The organism is Cellulomonas sp. KRMCY2 (assembly GCF_000526515.1).
Lineage (GTDB): Bacteria > Actinomycetota > Actinomycetes > Actinomycetales > Cellulomonadaceae > Actinotalea.
In genome coordinates, this window is the sequence record NZ_JAGF01000001.1 from 3,489,060 (window position 1) to 3,504,410 (window position 15,351).

Consider the following 15,351-nt stretch of genomic DNA (forward strand, 5'->3'; position numbering starts at 1 on the left):
AACCTAGAGCGCCGCCAGCTCGCGCTCGAGGTCGTCCAGACCGAGCGAGCCCATGGACAGGGCGGCCGTGTGCCAGGCACGCAGGTCGAACGGGCGGCCCGCTGCCTCGTGCCGCGCGCGCGCCGTCGCACGCCCGGCCAGCCAGGCCCGTTCGCCGAGCTTGTAGCTGATCGCCTGTCCTGGCCAGCCGAGGTAGCGCACGATCTCGCTGTGCACGAAGGCTGCGGGAGAGCCGCTGCGCGCGGCGAAGAACTCCTCGCCGAGCTCCGCCGTCCAGGTCTCGCCCGGGTGGAACGACGCCGACGCCGGGATGGGCAGCGACAGGTGCATACCGATGTCGATGACCACCCGGACCGCGCGCATCCGCTGACCGTCGAGGTAGCCGAGCCGGGCGCCGGGAGTCCCCAGGTAGCCGAGCTCGTCCATCAGACGCTCCGCGTACAGCGCCCAGCCCTCGGTCGTCGCAGAGACCGATCCGACGCTGACCTGGAAGCGGGACAGCTCGTCGGCGCGGTACGCCCACTGGCCGAGCTGGAGGTGGTGACCCGGGACGCCTTCGTGGTACCAGGTGCTGATCAGGTCCCAGGTGGGGAAGCGCGTGCGGTCGAGCGTCGGCAGCCAGGTGCGCCCGGGTCGGGAGAAGTCGAGCGACGGCCGGGTGTAGTAGGGCGCGGCGGCCGCGCCGGGCGGAGCGATCCGCGCCTCGACCCGCTTGACCGGCTCGGCGATGTCGACGACCGTCCCGTCGAGCGCGGAGATCGCGTCGTCCATCATCGCCTGGAGCCAGCGGCGGACCTCCTCGACGCCCTCGATCGCCTCGCCGTGCACGTCCAGGTGAGCGAGCGCCTCGGCAGGGGTGCTCCCGGGCAGCACGCGCTGCGCCTCGGTCACCATCTCTGCCTCGATCCTGCCGAGCTCCTCCCAGCCCCAGTCGTACGCCTCCTCAGGGTCCAGGCGCGCGCCGATGCTGGAGCGCGCGCCGAGGAGGTAGCGCTCACGCCCCACCCCGTCCGGGACGCCCTGGGCCGCCGGGAGGTACGTGTCGGCGATCCAGCTCCGCAGGTCGGCGACGGCGTGCGTCGCGGCAGCTGCTGCGCGCCCGAGATCGCGGCCGAGCACCTCGGGCCCGTCGGCGACGAAGCCCGCGAACCATCCGCCCTCGGTGTGAGTGAGCCATGCACCGAGCTGTTCGACGACGGCCTCGGCCTGACGCGGTGCGCTGAGAGCGCCCTGGGCGAGCCCGGCGGCGAGGGACCGGCGGTATGACGCGGCCGCATCGGGCACCCGCGCCATCCGCCGTGCGATGACGTCCCAGTCGTCCACGCCGGCCGTGGGCATCATGAGGAAGATCGACTGCAGCTGGTGGACGGGCGACCCGATCGGCCGCAGGCTGACCAGGTCCTCGAGGGCGTCATGGACGTCGAGCTGCGCGCCCAGGCGCTCGCGAAGGAGCGTCGCGCACCGGCGGTCGTCGTCGTCGCCGGCCCGCGCGCCGCCCAGCTCGGTGAGGGCTGCGCCGGCGGCCGCAGCATGGGCCGCGTGCATCTGGGGCGAGAGGTCGGGCATCCGGTCGTCACCCGGCCGGATCCCCAGGGCGGTCCCGACCGTCGGGTCCAGGTCGGCGAGGGTCTCGACCCAGCGGTCGGCGATCTCACGGGCCGTCTCGGCTGGGGGTGCCACGTGCTCCGCGGCGGGGTCCTGGGTGGTCATCGCAGCACGCTATCGCTTCCGGCGAGCCTGCCTGCCTGTCTGTCTGTCTGTCCTGCGATCCTGCCGAGCTCAGAGCTGGCCGAACTCCCAGTGCCACGGCTCGTAGGGGCCGGCGCCACCGGGCTCCATGTAGTCGGGGTGGTACCAGCCGTAGTCCGCGGCGTGGGCCTTCATCCAGCGGTACGCGGGGGTGTCGAACTGGCCGACGGCGCCGAAGTCGCTGAAGTCGGCGGCCAGGCCGCGGCCATGGTTGGACGTGCCGGGTGCACCGGCGAGGAAGCCCCGTGCGCGCCGGGCTGCCACCTGGCCCGCGTAGTCCCGGTAGGAGCTGCTGACGGACAGGTTCGTCCCGAACCGGTCGCGGTAGGCGTCGTTGAGGTCCTCGAGCGCCTCCGCGGCGTCGCACCGGAGCTCGGTGTCCGCATCGAAGGACACCTCGCACAGCGCATCCTGCGGGATCTCACCGTTCGGGGCGTCGGCCGCGACGGCGATCTTGTGCTCGCGCTCGAGCGCTGCCGCCTGGGCCTCGGCCTCGGACCGGGCGGCAGCCTCAGCGGCGGCGATCGTCGCATCGGCGACCGCCTGGACCTGTGCGGAGAGCTCGGTGACTGTCTCGGCGGCGGCCACCAGCTGTGCGCTGAGGGCCAGGTGATCGACGGCGTCGGTCGCCGACGGGGGCGGGAGCTCACCGGCTGGTGCCGGCGTCACGACGGCGGCCGGCCCGGCAGGTGGCGTCGGTGCCGTCGTCGCTGTCGGGGACACGTCGGGGGTGGACGCCGTGGGAGACACCCACATGTCGGACGACGTCGCGGGTTCGGTCGGCGACGGGGTGCTGGACGCCGACGGCCCGGCGATGACGGCCGTCGTGGTGCCGGACGCGAGCAGGTCGGTCGCTGCGGCCATCGCCTGGACGGCCGACGGCGTCGCGAGGAGCTGGTCGACAACTGTCGGTGGGGGAGTCGTCGCCGTCACGGTGGCCGCCAGCGGCGCGCTCTCGAGGAGCTCGGCAAGGTGCGCGACGGCCTCGTCCAGGGGTGAGAGGTCTGCCGGACTCACGACGAGCGCCGAGGAGGCCACGACGGCATCGGCGGTCTCGACGGCCGCCTGTGCGAGGGTGACCGCCTCGGTGCGCTGTCGTTCGTTGTAGGCAGTTCCCTGGGCGGTGAGCCGGTCCGCGGTGGCCCGGTCGACGCGGACCAGCTGCGCGTGCTCGAGTGCGACCTCGCGGGCTGCGGCTGCGACGAGCTGCTCGTGCTCCGTGACCCGTTCGGCGCGGACGTGGCCCGCGCCGGCGCCGAAGAGCGCCACTGTCACGACGACGACCGCCGCACCCTGCACCATCGAGCTGGTGAGCAGCGACGCGGCCCGGAACCCGGCCCGGTGCGCCGGGCGAGCCGTGCCGGCTGCCGCATGCCGACCGTGGCCCTGCGCGGTACGTGCTTCGACGAGGGCGAGCAGCCGCGCCGTGGGCCGCCGGGCGTCGCGTTCGGCGACCCGCAGCTCGCGTCGCGTCACCGGCTGCATGCCCTGACCCGTCATGTGGTGTCGTCCCTGCTGTGGTCGTCCCCGCGTCGACGCGAGCGGGTTCGATGGACGAGTGGCACATCCCCGCACAAGGGGTGTCGGCCGTCGGCGGAGCCGACTGAAGCGTGCGGGTGGGTGATGTGCACCACGCCGGCAGCCGGCGTCGGCCTCGCTCCGACCCGGGCGGCCGGGTCGCGCCGGCAGCACACTCAGGCATGCTGGCCCGGTGCTCGACGACTTCGACCGACAGCTGCTGCGCGCCCGCGCCGGCTCGGGCGACGCCTTCACGGCCCTCTACCGCGACCTCGTCCGGCCGGTCGCCGCCTACCTGCGGTCGCGCGGTGTCCGCGAGGTCGAGGACGTGACGAGCGACGTCTTCCTGGCCGTCTTCACGGGTCTCGGACGGTTCGAGGGCGGCCAGGACGACTTCCGGGCGTGGGTCTTCACGATCGCCCACCGCCGTGCCGTCGACACCTGGCGCCGGACGGGTCGGCAGCCGAACCTGGAGCCCTTCGACCCCGAGGATGACGTGCGCACGTCACCGAGCGCCGAGAGCCATGCCATGCACGCCCTCGGTGCGGAGCGGGTCGAGGCCCTGCTCGCCGTGCTGACGATCGAGCAGCGCGAGGTCCTCGTGCTGCGGATCATCGCCGACCTGACCGTCGAGCAGGTCGCGGAGGTCGTGGGGCGCCGAGCCGGAGCCGTCAAGGCGCTCCAGCGCCGCGGCCTGGCCCGGGTGAAAGAGGCTCTTCTGGCGGAAGGCGTACCCCTGTGACCCGCTTCGACGATGACAAGGATGTGAGAGCGGATCAGGTGGACGTGGTGCTCGCCGGTGCAGCAGCACCGGACGAGCCGGAGCTGTCCGCCTTCGTCGCGTCGCTCCGTGCCGCAGCCGACGTCCCCGGTCCGCGCCCGACGGCCGCGCTGCAGCAGCTGCTGGACGAGGGGCTTGCGCCGGCCGTCGCATCGCGCAGGACGCCTGCACCTGTCCGGCGGCGGCCGGGCCGCACCCTGACCGGCCTCGGTCTCGCGGCGAAGATCGCTCTGGGTGCAGGGCTGGCCGCGGCGTCCGTGGCCGGCGCCGCCGCCTTCGACGGCGTGCCCGACGTGATCCAGGAGCCCGCCCGGGCCATCGTCTCCGGCGTGGTGGACCTGGTCACACCCGGCGGGTCCGGGCAGCAGTCGCCGGCGGGCCCGGACGAGGGCGTCGGGGTCCCCGCGGATCGCGTGGGTCGGCCGGACGAGCCGGCCGGGAACGGTCCGCCGGTCACACCGACCCACCCGGGCATCTCGTCGTCTCCCCACCCTTCATGGGGACCCGGCGCCGGCACCTCGGCAGATCCCGGAGCGCCCGCGCAGTCCGGGACCACGCCTCCCGGGACCACGCCGCCCGGGCACGGATCCGACCTGCCGGGGCAGGGGACGGGCCGGCCGGAGGTGCCGGGCGAGTCGGCCGACCCGGGCGCGAACAGCGCAGTCCCGCCCACGCGGCCGACCCCTCCCGGTCAGGACGACACCCGCGGCCGTCTCGATGGGTGAGACGGGCTGAGAGGCGGCGTACCCCTGCGGGCGTCGTCGACGATGGCGTGGACAGGGGCGCGGTCCGGTGGCTGACACCGGACTGCTGCCCTCGCCATGTTGTCGTCACCTGATGGAGGACACCCGATGAGCACCACCGCACTCGCAGCTGTCGTCGCCAAGCTGACCGGTCTGAGCCTCGCCGGGAAGGCCGCCGCTGGTCTCGCTGTGGCGGTCGGCGCTGTCGGGGCGGTGGGCGGAGTCACCGCGGCCGTCGAGGCCTCGGCCGAGGTCGTCGAGACCGACGTCGTCGATGCCGGGGAGCCGGTCGTCGAGCCGACCGAGGCCGCCGGCGACGAAGCAGTCGACGAGTCCACCGACGACTCCACCGACCCGGATCCGGACGCCACCGAGGACGGCACCGACCCGGTGGCGAAGGTTCTGCCGGATGCCGCCGAGTTCGGTCAGTCGGTTGCTGTCGATGCCCGCGACGGGGGCGTGGTCGGATCGGACATCGCCGAGCGCGCCCGTGTGCGGGCTGCGCTGCGGCACAGCGACGAGACCGTCGAACCGGTCGTCGAGCCGACCGAGGCCGCCGTCGAGGTCGGGACGGATGTCGAGGTCGACGCCGACGACCCTGCCGAGGCAGCGGATGTCGACGCCGCGGCATCTGCCGCCGTCGACCGGAAGCCGGCGGGTACGCCGGGCGTTCGCCCGTAGCTCCCGCCTCGATCCGGCGCCGTCCCCGCACCCCCTCGTGCGGGGGCGGCGCCGCCATCGGCCGGTCGCAGTGGTGAACGCCGGGCCCGGGCTCGCCACCCCGCCTCACTAGGATCGGCGCATGGCTCGCCCCAGGAACCTCCGGGAGCTGGTTCTTCGGACCCTGGCCGGCCCGGCAACGCTCGACGTCGGTCGTCGACCGCACGACGCAGGTCTCGACGAGGCAGTGGTCCGCGGGGCGATGGAGCTGGCCCTGCGCACCGGGGAGACGGTCCTCTCGCTCGGGGCTGCCGCCGCCGAGGTCGTCGCGGCCATCCTCGGGATCACCCGGGCGTTCGGCCTGGTCGGCTGCCAGGTCGACGTGACCTTCACGGCGATCACCGTCTCCTACGACCGTGGTGGAGCGAGTGTGCCGATCACCGTCATGCGCGTGGTCACTGCTCGGGTCGACGACTACGGCCGCCTCGGGCGCGTGATGCAGCTCGCCCGCGAGGTGGCCGTCGGTACCGACCCGGCCGGCGGCACCGGGCCGACCGGGCGCACGGGGCCCGCGGAGCGCATCGAGCCTGACGACCGCACCGCACACGTCGATCGCCCGGAGCCGGCCGTCTCCGTCGCCGACCCCGGTGGTGCGCTCCTGCGTCTCGAGCGGGCCCACGCCCGGCTCGACGAGATCGTCACAGCGCCGCACCCGTACCGACGCGGGATCGTCACCGTCGTCCTGGCCGTGATGGCTGCCGGTGTGGCGTTCCTGCTGGGTGGTGGTCCGGGAGTCGCCGTCGTGGCCGGCGCGACGACTGCTCTGATCGACCACGCGCTCTGGCGGCTCGGGCGATGGGGGCTCCCGGCGTTCTTCCGGCAGGCCGTCGGTGCTGCGATCGCCACCCTCGTCGCCGTCGGGCTGTGGCTCGTCGTACCGCTCCTCCCGGTCGATCTGGCCCAGTTCCCCCCGTCGCTGGTCGTGGCCTCGGGCATCGTCGTGCTGCTCGCCGGGCTCTCGTTGGTGGGCTCCGCCGAGGACGCCATCAGCGGCTTCCCGGTCACGGCCGGTGGACGCGCCTTCGAGGTGGTGGTCCTGACCATCGGGATCGTGGCCGGGATCGGGGCCGTGCTCGACGTCGCGCGTCGAGCGGGTGTCCCGCTCGAGATCATCGAGGTGCCGACCAACACCTCACCTCTGGTCGTGCAGGCGCTGTCGGCTGCCGTCGTGGCCTCGGCCTGGGGCATCGCCTCCTATGCCCGCCCTCGGGCCGCGCTCGTCGCTGCCGTGGCCGGGGGAGTGGCCTGGGTGATCTACGCGGTCGGTGTGGACGCCGGCCTCGGCGTCGCCGTCGCGAGCGCCGCGGCAGCGTCGGTCATCGGTTTCCTCAGCGAGTCCCTCGGCTCGCGGCTGCACGTGCCGACGATCGTCGTCTCGATCTGCGGCATCGTGCCCCTGCTCCCTGGGCTGGCGATCTACCGGGCGCTCTTCCTGCTCGTCACCGAGCCGTCGGCGACCGGCGGGCTCGGGTCCGGCGCGACCGGGCTGCTGTCGGCGGCCATGGTCGGTCTCGGGCTCGCGGCCGGCGTCACCCTCGGTGAGTTCCTCGCAGCGTCCCTCGCTCGACTGCCGCGGCGGTCGGACCCGCCCGGGTGAGCCGTCATCCGACGTCATCCCGGCGGCGGACCGGCCAGGTGAGTCGACCGGCCAGGTGAGTCGCCGGGCCAGGTGAGGCGGACCGGCCACGCGAAGCGGACGGATCGAGCGACGCACAGACGGGCGGCGCGGGACCGTTGTCCCGCGCCGCCCGTCTGTGCGTCGCGTGCCTCAGACCGACCAGGTGGACGTCAGCTGCAGCCGCTCGTGCTGCCGCAGCCCTCGCAGACGTGGCAGGAGCCGGCCGGCCGCATCTTGATCCCGCAGTTCATGCACAGCGGCGCATCCGCCTCACGGCCCTGCTTGAGCTCCATGAGCTCGGCCGAGGAGTGCACGGTCAGCGGCGCCGGGCTCGACGCCGCATCGGTCTTCTTCGGTGCGGACGGCGCCGCGGCCGGCCGTTCGGCCGCAACCTTCTCCGTGACCGGCACGGGCTTCTCGGCAGCTGACTGGTTCAGCGAGTCGAAGTCCTCGTTGTCGTTGTTCTCGTACGAGCCGGTCTCGAGCTGACGGGTGCGCTCCTGGGTGGTGTAGATCCCCAGCGAGGCGCGGGTCTCGAACGGCAGGTAGTCGAGCGCGAGCCGGCGGAAGATGTAGTCCATGATCGACTGCGCCATCCGGATCTCCGGGTCGTCGGTCATACCGGCCGGCTCGAACCGCAGGTTGGTGAACTTCTCGACGTAGGTCTGCAGCGGGACGCCGTACTGCAGGCCGATCGAGACGGCGATGGAGAAGGCGTCCATCACGCCGGCGAGGGTCGAGCCCTGCTTGCCGAGGCGCAGGAAGACCTCGCCGAGACCGTCGTCCGGGTAGGAGCCGGCGGTCAGGTACCCGTTGGCCCCCGCGACCGTGAACGACGTCGTGACCGACGGGCGCTGCTTGGGCAGCCGGGTGCGCACCGGTCCGGCCACGACCTTGGCGGGTGCCGCGGCAGCCGCCGTGGCAGCTGCTGTCGACGCCGACGCCGACTTGCCGTCCGAGAGCGGCTGACCGACCTTGCAGTTGTCGCGGTAGATCGCGAGCGCCTTGATGCCCATCGTCCAGGACTTGAAGTAGATCTCCTCGATCTCCTCGATCGTCGCCGACTCGGGCATGTTGACGGTCTTGGAGATCGCGCCGGAGATGAACGGCTGGACCGCTGCCATCATGCGCACGTGCCCCATCGGCGAGATCGCACGCTCACCCATGGCGCAGTCGAAGACCTCGTAGTGCTCGGTCTTGAGCCCGGGGGCGTCCACGACGTGACCGTGCTCGGCGATGTACTCGACGATCGCCTCGATGGTCTCCTCGGTGTACCCCATCCGACGCAGTGCGCGCGGGATCGTCTGGTTGACGATCTGCATCGACCCGCCGCCGACGAGCTTCTTGAACTTGACCAGCGAGAAGTCGGGCTCCACCCCGGTGGTGTCGCAGTCCATCATGAAGCCGATGGTCCCGGTCGGGGCGAGCACGGACGCCTGGGCGTTGCGCCAGCCGCTCGACTCGCCGATCCGGTTGCCTGCGGCCCACACCTTCGTCGCGGCCTTGTGGATGGCTGCGTCCATCGAGCCGAGCGTCCGGACGTCGTCGTTCGCGGCCGCGTGCTTGCGCATGACCCGCTTGTGGGCGGCCGAGTTCCGCTGGTAGCCCTCGTAGGGACCGACGACGCCGGCCAGCTCGGCCGACCGCTTGTACGCCGTACCGGTCATCAGGGAGGTGATCGCCGCGGCCAGGGCCCGGCCGCCCTCGGAGTCGTAGCCGTGTCCGGTGGCCATCAGCAGGGCGCCGAGGTTGGCGTAGCCGATGCCGAGCTGGCGGAACTTGCGCGTGGTGTCGCCGATCGCCTCGGTCGGGAAGTCCGCGAAGCAGATCGAGATGTCCATGGCCGTGATGACGAGCTCGACGGCGCGCTCGAACTTCTCGACGTCGAAGGTCTCGTCGTCGCGCAGGAACGTGAGCAGGTTGAGCGACGCCAGGTTGCACGAGGAGTTGTCCAGGTGCATGTACTCGCTGCACGGGTTCGACGCGGTGATCCGGCCGGACTCGGGGCTCGTGTGCCAGTCGTTGATCGTCGAGTCGTACTGCAGGCCCGGGTCCGCACACTCCCAGGCCGCCGTGGCGATCTTGCGGAACAGGGTCTTGGCGTCGACCGTCTCGATCACGCTGTTGTCGCTGCGGGCGCGCAGGCCGAAGCTGCCGCCGTCCTCGACGGCCTGCATGAACTCGTCGGTCACCCGCACCGAGTTGTTGGCGTTCTGGTACTGCACCGAGACGATGTCACGGCCGGACAGGTCCATGTCGAAGCCGGCGTCGCGCAGCGCACGGATCTTGTTCTCCTCGCGCGCCTTGGTCTCGACGAACTCCTCGATGTCGGGGTGGTCGATGTCGAGCACGACCATCTTCGCGGCACGGCGCGTGGCGCCGCCGGACTTGATGGTCCCGGCGCTCGCATCGGCCCCACGCATGAAGGAGATCGGGCCGCTGGCCGTGCCGCCGGAGGAGAGCAGCTCCTTGGACGAGCGGATCCGCGAGAGGTTGAGGCCGGCGCCCGAGCCGCCCTTGAAGATCATTCCCTCTTCGCGGTACCAGTTGAGGATCGACTCCATCGTGTCGTCGACGGCCAGGATGAAGCAGGCGCTGACCTGCTGCGGTGACGGCGTGCCGACGTTGAACCAGACCGGGGAGTTGAAGGCGAACACCTGGTGCAGCAGCATCCAGGTCATCTCGTGCTCGAAGATCTCGGCGTCCTCGTCGGTCGCGAAGTAGCCGTTGTCCCGGCCCGCCTTCGTGTAGGTCAGGACGACCCGGTCGATGAGCTGCTTGAGGCTCCACTCGCGCACGGCCGAGCCCACGGCGCCGCGGAAGTACTTCGTCGTCACGATCGTGGTGGCGTTCAGCGACCAGGTCGACGGGAACTCGACGCCCTTCTGCTCGAAGATCGTCTCGCCCGACTTCCAGTTGGTCTGGACGATGTCGCGTCGTTCCCAGGTCACCTGGTCGTAGGGGTGGACACCTTCGGTGCTGAAGACCCGCCCGATGACCAGGCCGTTCTTGCGACCCTTCGCCGGGCCCCGGGACCCGGACCTGCTGCTGCTCTGCGACGTCTCCGTCATGTCGTGCTCCTTCGGGTTCCCAGGATCGGGGCCGGTCGCGTTGCCCGGTGCCGTCGTGCCTGTGCGGTCTCTGTCGTCGTGCCTCTGGTCGTGCTTCTGGCCGTACGTCTGTGGGTATGCCTGTGCGTAGTGCTGTGGGAAAGCTGTGGGTAGCGGGCGCATCCCTGTGGATACCTTCACCACTACCACTGCCCGAACCACAGGCAGGTGACCACTATATGTAGTGCCTACGACATTCGCACGGCAGGGCTTCGTCCCACGACCGGTCGACGCCCGCGGGCCGGTGGTGAACCCGCAGGTGAGGGCGTCCGGCCGGTCCGCGGAGGCCGATGAACGCGCCTTCGATGGTCGGCGTGTCGCGTGCCGGGCGCGTCGGGACGGGTTCGGGAGAACCGGGACAGATCGGACCCGGGCTCGCTGCGCGCTCGGCGGAACGGGCTATGCGGCTGCGCCGCGGCCGGTCCCGTCCCCGGGATCGGCACGGGCGACCGCCGGGGGGCCGAATGCGGCGCGGGTGGCCGTCCGGCGGACGGCGGAGAGCGCCGGCCGGCCGAGCAGCGCGATCCCGACCGCCGTCGTCACCGCCCGGCCGATGTCCCAGCCGAGCGACGTGGCAGTGCTGTAGAGCACGAACCGGCGCAGGTTGGTCGTGACCGGGTCGCCTGCGACGAACGAGAGCCCGGACTCCGTGCCGAGCTGGAACGGCCAGAACGAGAGGTTCATGGCCAGGCCGAAGGCGAGCGCCGCCACCGTGCCGTAACCGGCCAGCACGGCGACCTCCGTCCGGCCGCGTACCCGTCGTGGCAGGAGGCCGGCCCCGAGACCGATCCAGGAGGCTGCCAGCATCTGGAACGGCATCCACGGCCCGACGCCGCCGGTCAGCAGCGCCGAGGCGAAGATCGTCGTCGAGCCCAGGGCGAAGCCGAACCCTGGTCCGAAGACGCGGCCGCCGATCACGATCACCACGAACACGAGCTCGACACCGGCGGTGCCGGCGGAGAGCGGTCGCAGGACGGCTCCGACCGCGGAGAGCAGGCCGAGCACGGCGATCGCCTTGACGTCGATGCCGCCGTCACCGAGCGCGACGAGGACGACGCCGAGGACCGCGACGAGCACGCCCGCGAGCACCAGCGGCGCATCCGTGCCGTGCTCGAGGCCGCTGCCCGGCCTGATCACCAGCGGCCAGCCGAAGGCGACGAGCCCAGCCGCCGTCGCCAGCGCGAGGGCCATCACGGTGCGGGATCGCAGGGGGAGCGCATCGACGTCGCGGGCAGGTCCCGGCCCACCGGCCGGGACCGTCCGGGCCGGTGTCGTGCGGGCGGTCATGCGGGCACCGTCAGCGCCGCGCGCACCGCGGCGACGGTCAGCAGCTCGAGGGGGTGCAGGATCTTGGCCACCTGCGGCGCGAACGTCGGCGAGGCCACGAGCACCTCGGCCGCGCTGCCGTCGGCGACGACCTCACCCTCGGCCATCACGACCACGCGTCGGGCGCAGTCGGCGACGAACTCGACGTCGTGGCTCGAGAGCAGCACCGCGCCCCCCGCGGCGGCGTGCCGGTTCAGTGCCGCGGCGAGCAGGCGTTTGGTCGCGTAGTCCAGCCCTCGTGTCGGCTCGTCGAGCAGCAGGACCCGCGGCCGTGCGGCGAGCTGGATGGCCAGGACGAGATCGAGCCGCTGACCTTCCGACAGGTCCCTGGGGTGGGTTGTGCCGGGCAGCTCCGGCGCGAGGCCCGTGAGACCGGCCAGGATCGCCCGGGTGGTGCCCGCGGCGGCGTCCGCCTGGACGTCGGCGGCGGCGCACTCGGCGGCGACCGTGTCGAGGTAGAGCAGGTCCTGGGGGTTCTGGGGCACCAGGGCCACGAGCCGTCTGGCGTCGTGCGGGCGCAGGGTCGCCGGGTCGGCGGCTGCGGCACGTCGGGCCGGTGACCCGCCGGGCGCTGCCGGACCGACGTCGGACGGTGCGTCGGTCGCCACCTGGACGCTGCCCGCGCTACGCGGTCCGGACCCCTGCAGGGCCCAGAGCAGCGAGGACTTGCCGGCGCCGTTGCGGCCCATCAGGGCGACCACCTCGCCGGCATCCAGGCGGAGGTCGACGCCGCGCACCGCTCGCGTCCTGCCGTAGCGGACCTGCAGGCCACGGGCTGCCAGCAGCATCGGCCGAGAGTCCTGCAGGCGCTCGGCAGCGGGCCGACCGGTGCTCCGAGGGGCGCCCGTCACTGGGTCGTCGACCGAACCGACCGACCGCGCCGCGGCCTCGCTCAGGCGGGTGCGCAACGGCGCGGCGCGCCGCCTGGCGTCCCGGACCGACAACGGGACGGGCTGCCAGCCGGCAAGTCGACCCAGCTCGATGATCGGGGGAGCCACGACCGAGCCGGCCAGCACGTCGGCCGGCAGCCCGTCGGTGACCGTGCCGTCGGCCGCCACGGCGATCACCCGGTCCGCGTACTGCACGACCCGCTCGAGCCTGTGCTCGGCCAGCAGGACCGTCATCCCGAGGTCGTGCACGAGCCGGGTCAGCGCGGCCAGGACGTCCTCCGCGGCCGATGGGTCGAGGGCGGAGGTCGGCTCGTCGAGGACCAGGATGCGCGGGTGGCTGGTCAGGACGGCGCCGATCGCCACCCGCTGCTGCTCACCGCCGGACAGGTCCGCGAGCGGGCGGGTGCGGAGCCTGGCCAGGCCGAGCAGGTCCAGCACCTCTTCGACCCGCTGACGCATGACGGTCGGCGGGATCCCGAGCTGCTCCATGCCGTAGGCGAGCTCCTCCTCGACCGTGTCGGTGACGAATCCCGCGGTGGGGTCCTGGACGACCACCCCGACGACATCGGCCAGGTCCCGCGGCGGGTGGTCGCGCGTGTCGCGCCCGTCGACCACGACCCGGCCCAGGAGCAGCCCGCCGGTGAAGTGCGGCACCAGACCGCAGACGGCCCGCAGGAAGGTCGACTTCCCGGCGCCGGTCGGCCCGACCACGAGGCAGAGCTCGCCCTCCGGGACGCGCACCGACACGTCCCGCAGAGCGGGGGCGGACGCGCCGGGGTAGGTCACTGTCACCTGGTCGAAGACGATCACCGGACCACCTCCGGGCGCCGGGCCGCGGGGCGACGGCTCCCGTGACGAGCGGGCCCGAAGGCCGGGGCCGCGGCGAGCAGCGCGCAGCCCGCGGCGACCGGCGGCAGCGACGGCCAACCCAGCGGGCTGACCGACGGGTCGAGGGCGGCCGGGTCGGTGGCCGTCGCGAGCACGAGGAGTCCGGCTGCCAGGACGCCGCACGCGGCGACCGCCGTCTCCGGCAGACCCCACCGATCGGGTCGGTACCTGGTCCGGCGGACCCGCCGTCCGGCCAGGACCGAGCCGACGACGGCCGCGCCGGCGCCCACGACCAGCACCGGCACGCCGAGCCACGCCGGCGACGTCCCGTCGAGCAGGCCGTAGGTGCCGAGGGCAGCGGCGAGCAGCGCGAGCAGGAGCAGCCCCGCCACGCCCCGGTCCGTACGGCCCGGCAGGGCGCGGGCGTAGCCGCGCGAGTCCATCGACGCCGCGAGGGCGAGCGAACGGTCGAGGGCGTCGGTCAGGACGGGCACGGCCGTGGACAGGACCGCCCGCACACCGTGCCCGTCCTGGCCCCGGAGTCGCTGAGCTCGTCGTACCCCGCCGGCCGACGTGACCAGCTGCGGGGTCACGCTCACGGCGATGACGACAGCCGTGCCGAGCTGGTGCAGCGCGGCGGGCAGCGACCGCAGGGCACGACGCGGGTTGGCGAGGGCGTTCGCGGCGCCGAAGCACACCACGAGCGTCGCGAGGCGCAGCCCGCCGTAGACGGCGATGAGCAGGCCGGTCAGGGTGATCGGACCGAAGAGCTCGACACCGACGGCCCAGTCGGGCAGCGCGACCCGCGGCACCTCGACGAGCACCGGGCCCGGTGTCTTGATCCCGACGACGACGTAGAAGAGCACGCGGGCGGCGACGATGAACCCACCGAGGACGAGGTAGCCACCGAACGCCCGAGCCCACGGGACGTCGTCGCGGCGTGCCACGACGACCAGGACGACGGCGGACAGGACGAGGCCGATCACCAGCGGGTTGGTCGTGCGCGTCGTGGCCACGGCGAGGCCGATGGCCCAGACCCACCACGCCAGCGGATGCATCGTCGCCCGCCCTCTCGTCTCGTTCTCGTCCCGGACCGTCACGGATCGTCCCGGTGGCTACCGGGGTCGGCGCTCAGTCCTGTCCGGGCGGACCGAAGCTGTTCAAGCGGCGGCGACCGACCAGGACGGCGGCAGCAGCCAGGACGGCGAGCAGACCGAGACCACCGAGCACGGCCGGGGACGGGCCGGCGTCGGCCGGCTCGGCTGCGTCGGTGGCGGCCGAGCCGTCCTCGGCCTGGTCGGTCTCGGCTGCCTCGTCGGACCCGGCCGTCGCCGCGGACCCGGCGGCAGCGATGACGGCGGCCGGCTCGACCGTCGGACCGGCCGTACCGTCGCTGTAGCGCCAGCCCTCGAGGTGCCCGGCCACGGGGACAGCTACGTCGGAACCCTCCAGGTAGGACTCCCACTGACCGTCCGGCGCAGCGAACCAGTACGACCAGAACGAGCCCTCGAAGGTCTCCGGGCACGGGTCGGGGGCGCCGTCGATCGCGCAGATCATCGACGCGGCGTCCCTGGTCTCGGTGAAGCCGGCGGCCTGCAGTGCCTCGGTGCCGGTGGCGGCATCGAGCGCGCAACCGACCTCGACCGCACCCCCGAGGTCGGTCAGGTCCACGACGACAGTGACGCCCTGCGGGTCGGTGCACGCCCCGCTCGGGTCGGCCGTCGACGGGACAGCGGCCTGGGCCGCAGTGGGGAGGGTGAGCAGGACGACGGCCAGCAGTCCGGACGCCGCGCGGCGCGCGCGGGGTGCGTGGGATGTGAGCACAGGTGCCTCTTTCTGAGCGGTCCGCGACGGACCCGGCACCCGTGCACGTCCCGCCTCGGGCCCGGAGCCCGACCGCGGGTCGTTGCGACGACCCGGGCTCCGCCCCGTATGCCTCGACGGTGGGAGCCTCTCGCCCGGCGTCAGGTGCTCCGGCTCGTCGGACGGTGGACCGTCCGACCTACGGTTGCGGGTCAGCGCCGGAGTCGGACCGGCTTCCCCTGGCTGCAGGACGTGTGTGAAGAGG

The 15,351-nt window shown here is 73.0% G+C and carries 11 protein-coding genes and 1 riboswitch; of the genes, 4 read left to right on the forward strand and 7 right to left on the reverse strand.

The annotated features are described in order from the left end of the window. Positions 1–3: 3 nt before the first annotated feature. Both K415_RS0116405 and K415_RS22985 read right to left on the reverse strand, forming a co-directional pair. On the reverse strand, positions 4–1,710 hold the full coding sequence (locus K415_RS0116405) for a DUF885 domain-containing protein (protein WP_024288129.1): 1,707 nt from the start codon (positions 1,708–1,710) through the stop codon (positions 4–6). A 69-nt stretch (positions 1,711–1,779) separates the two neighbouring features. Continuing rightward, complete coding sequence (locus tag K415_RS22985; protein ID WP_024288130.1) at positions 1,780–3,249, reverse strand: D-alanyl-D-alanine carboxypeptidase family protein; 1,470 nt, start codon at positions 3,247–3,249, stop codon at positions 1,780–1,782. A gap of 211 nt (positions 3,250–3,460) precedes the next feature. On the opposite strand from K415_RS22985, the gene K415_RS0116415 reads away from it, so the two are divergent. The 4 genes from K415_RS0116415 (at position 3,461) to K415_RS0116430 (ending at position 7,108) form a co-directional block, all read left to right on the forward strand. Next, positions 3,461–4,009: an RNA polymerase sigma factor gene (locus K415_RS0116415; RefSeq protein WP_024288131.1), complete on the forward strand. Its 549-nt coding sequence runs from the start codon at positions 3,461–3,463 to the stop codon at positions 4,007–4,009. Positions 4,010–4,032: 23 nt separating this feature from the next. Further along, on the forward strand, positions 4,033–4,773 hold the full coding sequence (locus K415_RS0116420; RefSeq protein WP_155859504.1) for a hypothetical protein: 741 nt from the start codon (positions 4,033–4,035) through the stop codon (positions 4,771–4,773). A 126-nt stretch (positions 4,774–4,899) separates the two neighbouring features. Continuing rightward, positions 4,900–5,472 (forward strand): hypothetical protein, encoded by a 573-nt coding sequence (locus K415_RS0116425; protein ID WP_024288133.1) that lies wholly within the window; start codon positions 4,900–4,902, stop codon positions 5,470–5,472. Between the two features lie 121 nt (positions 5,473–5,593). After that, positions 5,594–7,108: a threonine/serine exporter ThrE family protein gene (locus K415_RS0116430; protein WP_024288134.1), complete on the forward strand. Its 1,515-nt coding sequence runs from the start codon at positions 5,594–5,596 to the stop codon at positions 7,106–7,108. 191 nt (positions 7,109–7,299) lie between these two features. Here K415_RS0116430 and K415_RS0116435 read toward each other — a convergent pair whose 3' ends face one another. The 5 genes from K415_RS0116435 to K415_RS22990 form a co-directional block, all read right to left on the reverse strand. Next, positions 7,300–10,200: a vitamin B12-dependent ribonucleotide reductase gene (locus tag K415_RS0116435; RefSeq protein ID WP_024288135.1), complete on the reverse strand. Its 2,901-nt coding sequence runs from the start codon at positions 10,198–10,200 to the stop codon at positions 7,300–7,302. A 438-nt stretch (positions 10,201–10,638) separates the two neighbouring features. Further along, positions 10,639–11,526 carry an ECF transporter S component gene (locus K415_RS0116440; RefSeq protein ID WP_024288136.1) on the reverse strand — a complete coding sequence of 296 codons (888 nt, stop codon included), beginning with the start codon at positions 11,524–11,526 and terminating at the stop codon, positions 10,639–10,641. Continuing rightward, the gene (locus K415_RS0116445; RefSeq protein WP_024288137.1) at positions 11,523–13,265 is read right to left on the reverse strand and encodes an ABC transporter ATP-binding protein; all 1,743 of its coding nucleotides are present in this window, start codon (positions 13,263–13,265) and stop codon (positions 11,523–11,525) included. The genes K415_RS0116440 and K415_RS0116445 overlap by 4 nt, the downstream gene beginning before the upstream one ends. Beyond that, positions 13,262–14,383 carry an energy-coupling factor transporter transmembrane component T gene (locus K415_RS0116450; RefSeq protein ID WP_024288138.1) on the reverse strand — a complete coding sequence of 374 codons (1,122 nt, stop codon included), beginning with the start codon at positions 14,381–14,383 and terminating at the stop codon, positions 13,262–13,264. The genes K415_RS0116445 and K415_RS0116450 overlap by 4 nt, the downstream gene beginning before the upstream one ends. 31 nt (positions 14,384–14,414) lie before the next feature. Further along, positions 14,415–15,107, reverse strand: coding sequence for a hypothetical protein (locus tag K415_RS22990; RefSeq protein ID WP_024288139.1), 693 nt, complete (start codon positions 15,105–15,107; stop codon positions 14,415–14,417). 143 nt (positions 15,108–15,250) lie between these two features. Beyond that, positions 15,251–15,325, reverse strand: a riboswitch (cobalamin riboswitch). Between the last annotated feature and the right edge of the window lie 26 nt (positions 15,326–15,351).

Excerpts from the sequence above, each read along its gene's own strand:
- K415_RS0116405 (WP_024288129.1), bottom strand. The coding sequence starts at position 1,710 with ATGACCACCCAGGACCCCGCCGCGGAGCACGTGGCACCCCCAGCCGAG.
- K415_RS22985 (WP_024288130.1), bottom strand. The coding sequence starts at position 3,249 with ATGACGGGTCAGGGCATGCAGCCGGTGACGCGACGCGAGCTGCGGGTC.
- K415_RS0116425 (WP_024288133.1), top strand. The coding sequence starts at position 4,900 with ATGAGCACCACCGCACTCGCAGCTGTCGTCGCCAAGCTGACCGGTCTG.
- K415_RS0116430 (WP_024288134.1), top strand. The coding sequence starts at position 5,594 with ATGGCTCGCCCCAGGAACCTCCGGGAGCTGGTTCTTCGGACCCTGGCC.
- K415_RS0116435 (WP_024288135.1), bottom strand. The coding sequence starts at position 10,200 with ATGACGGAGACGTCGCAGAGCAGCAGCAGGTCCGGGTCCCGGGGCCCG.
- K415_RS0116440 (WP_024288136.1), bottom strand. The coding sequence starts at position 11,526 with ATGACCGCCCGCACGACACCGGCCCGGACGGTCCCGGCCGGTGGGCCG.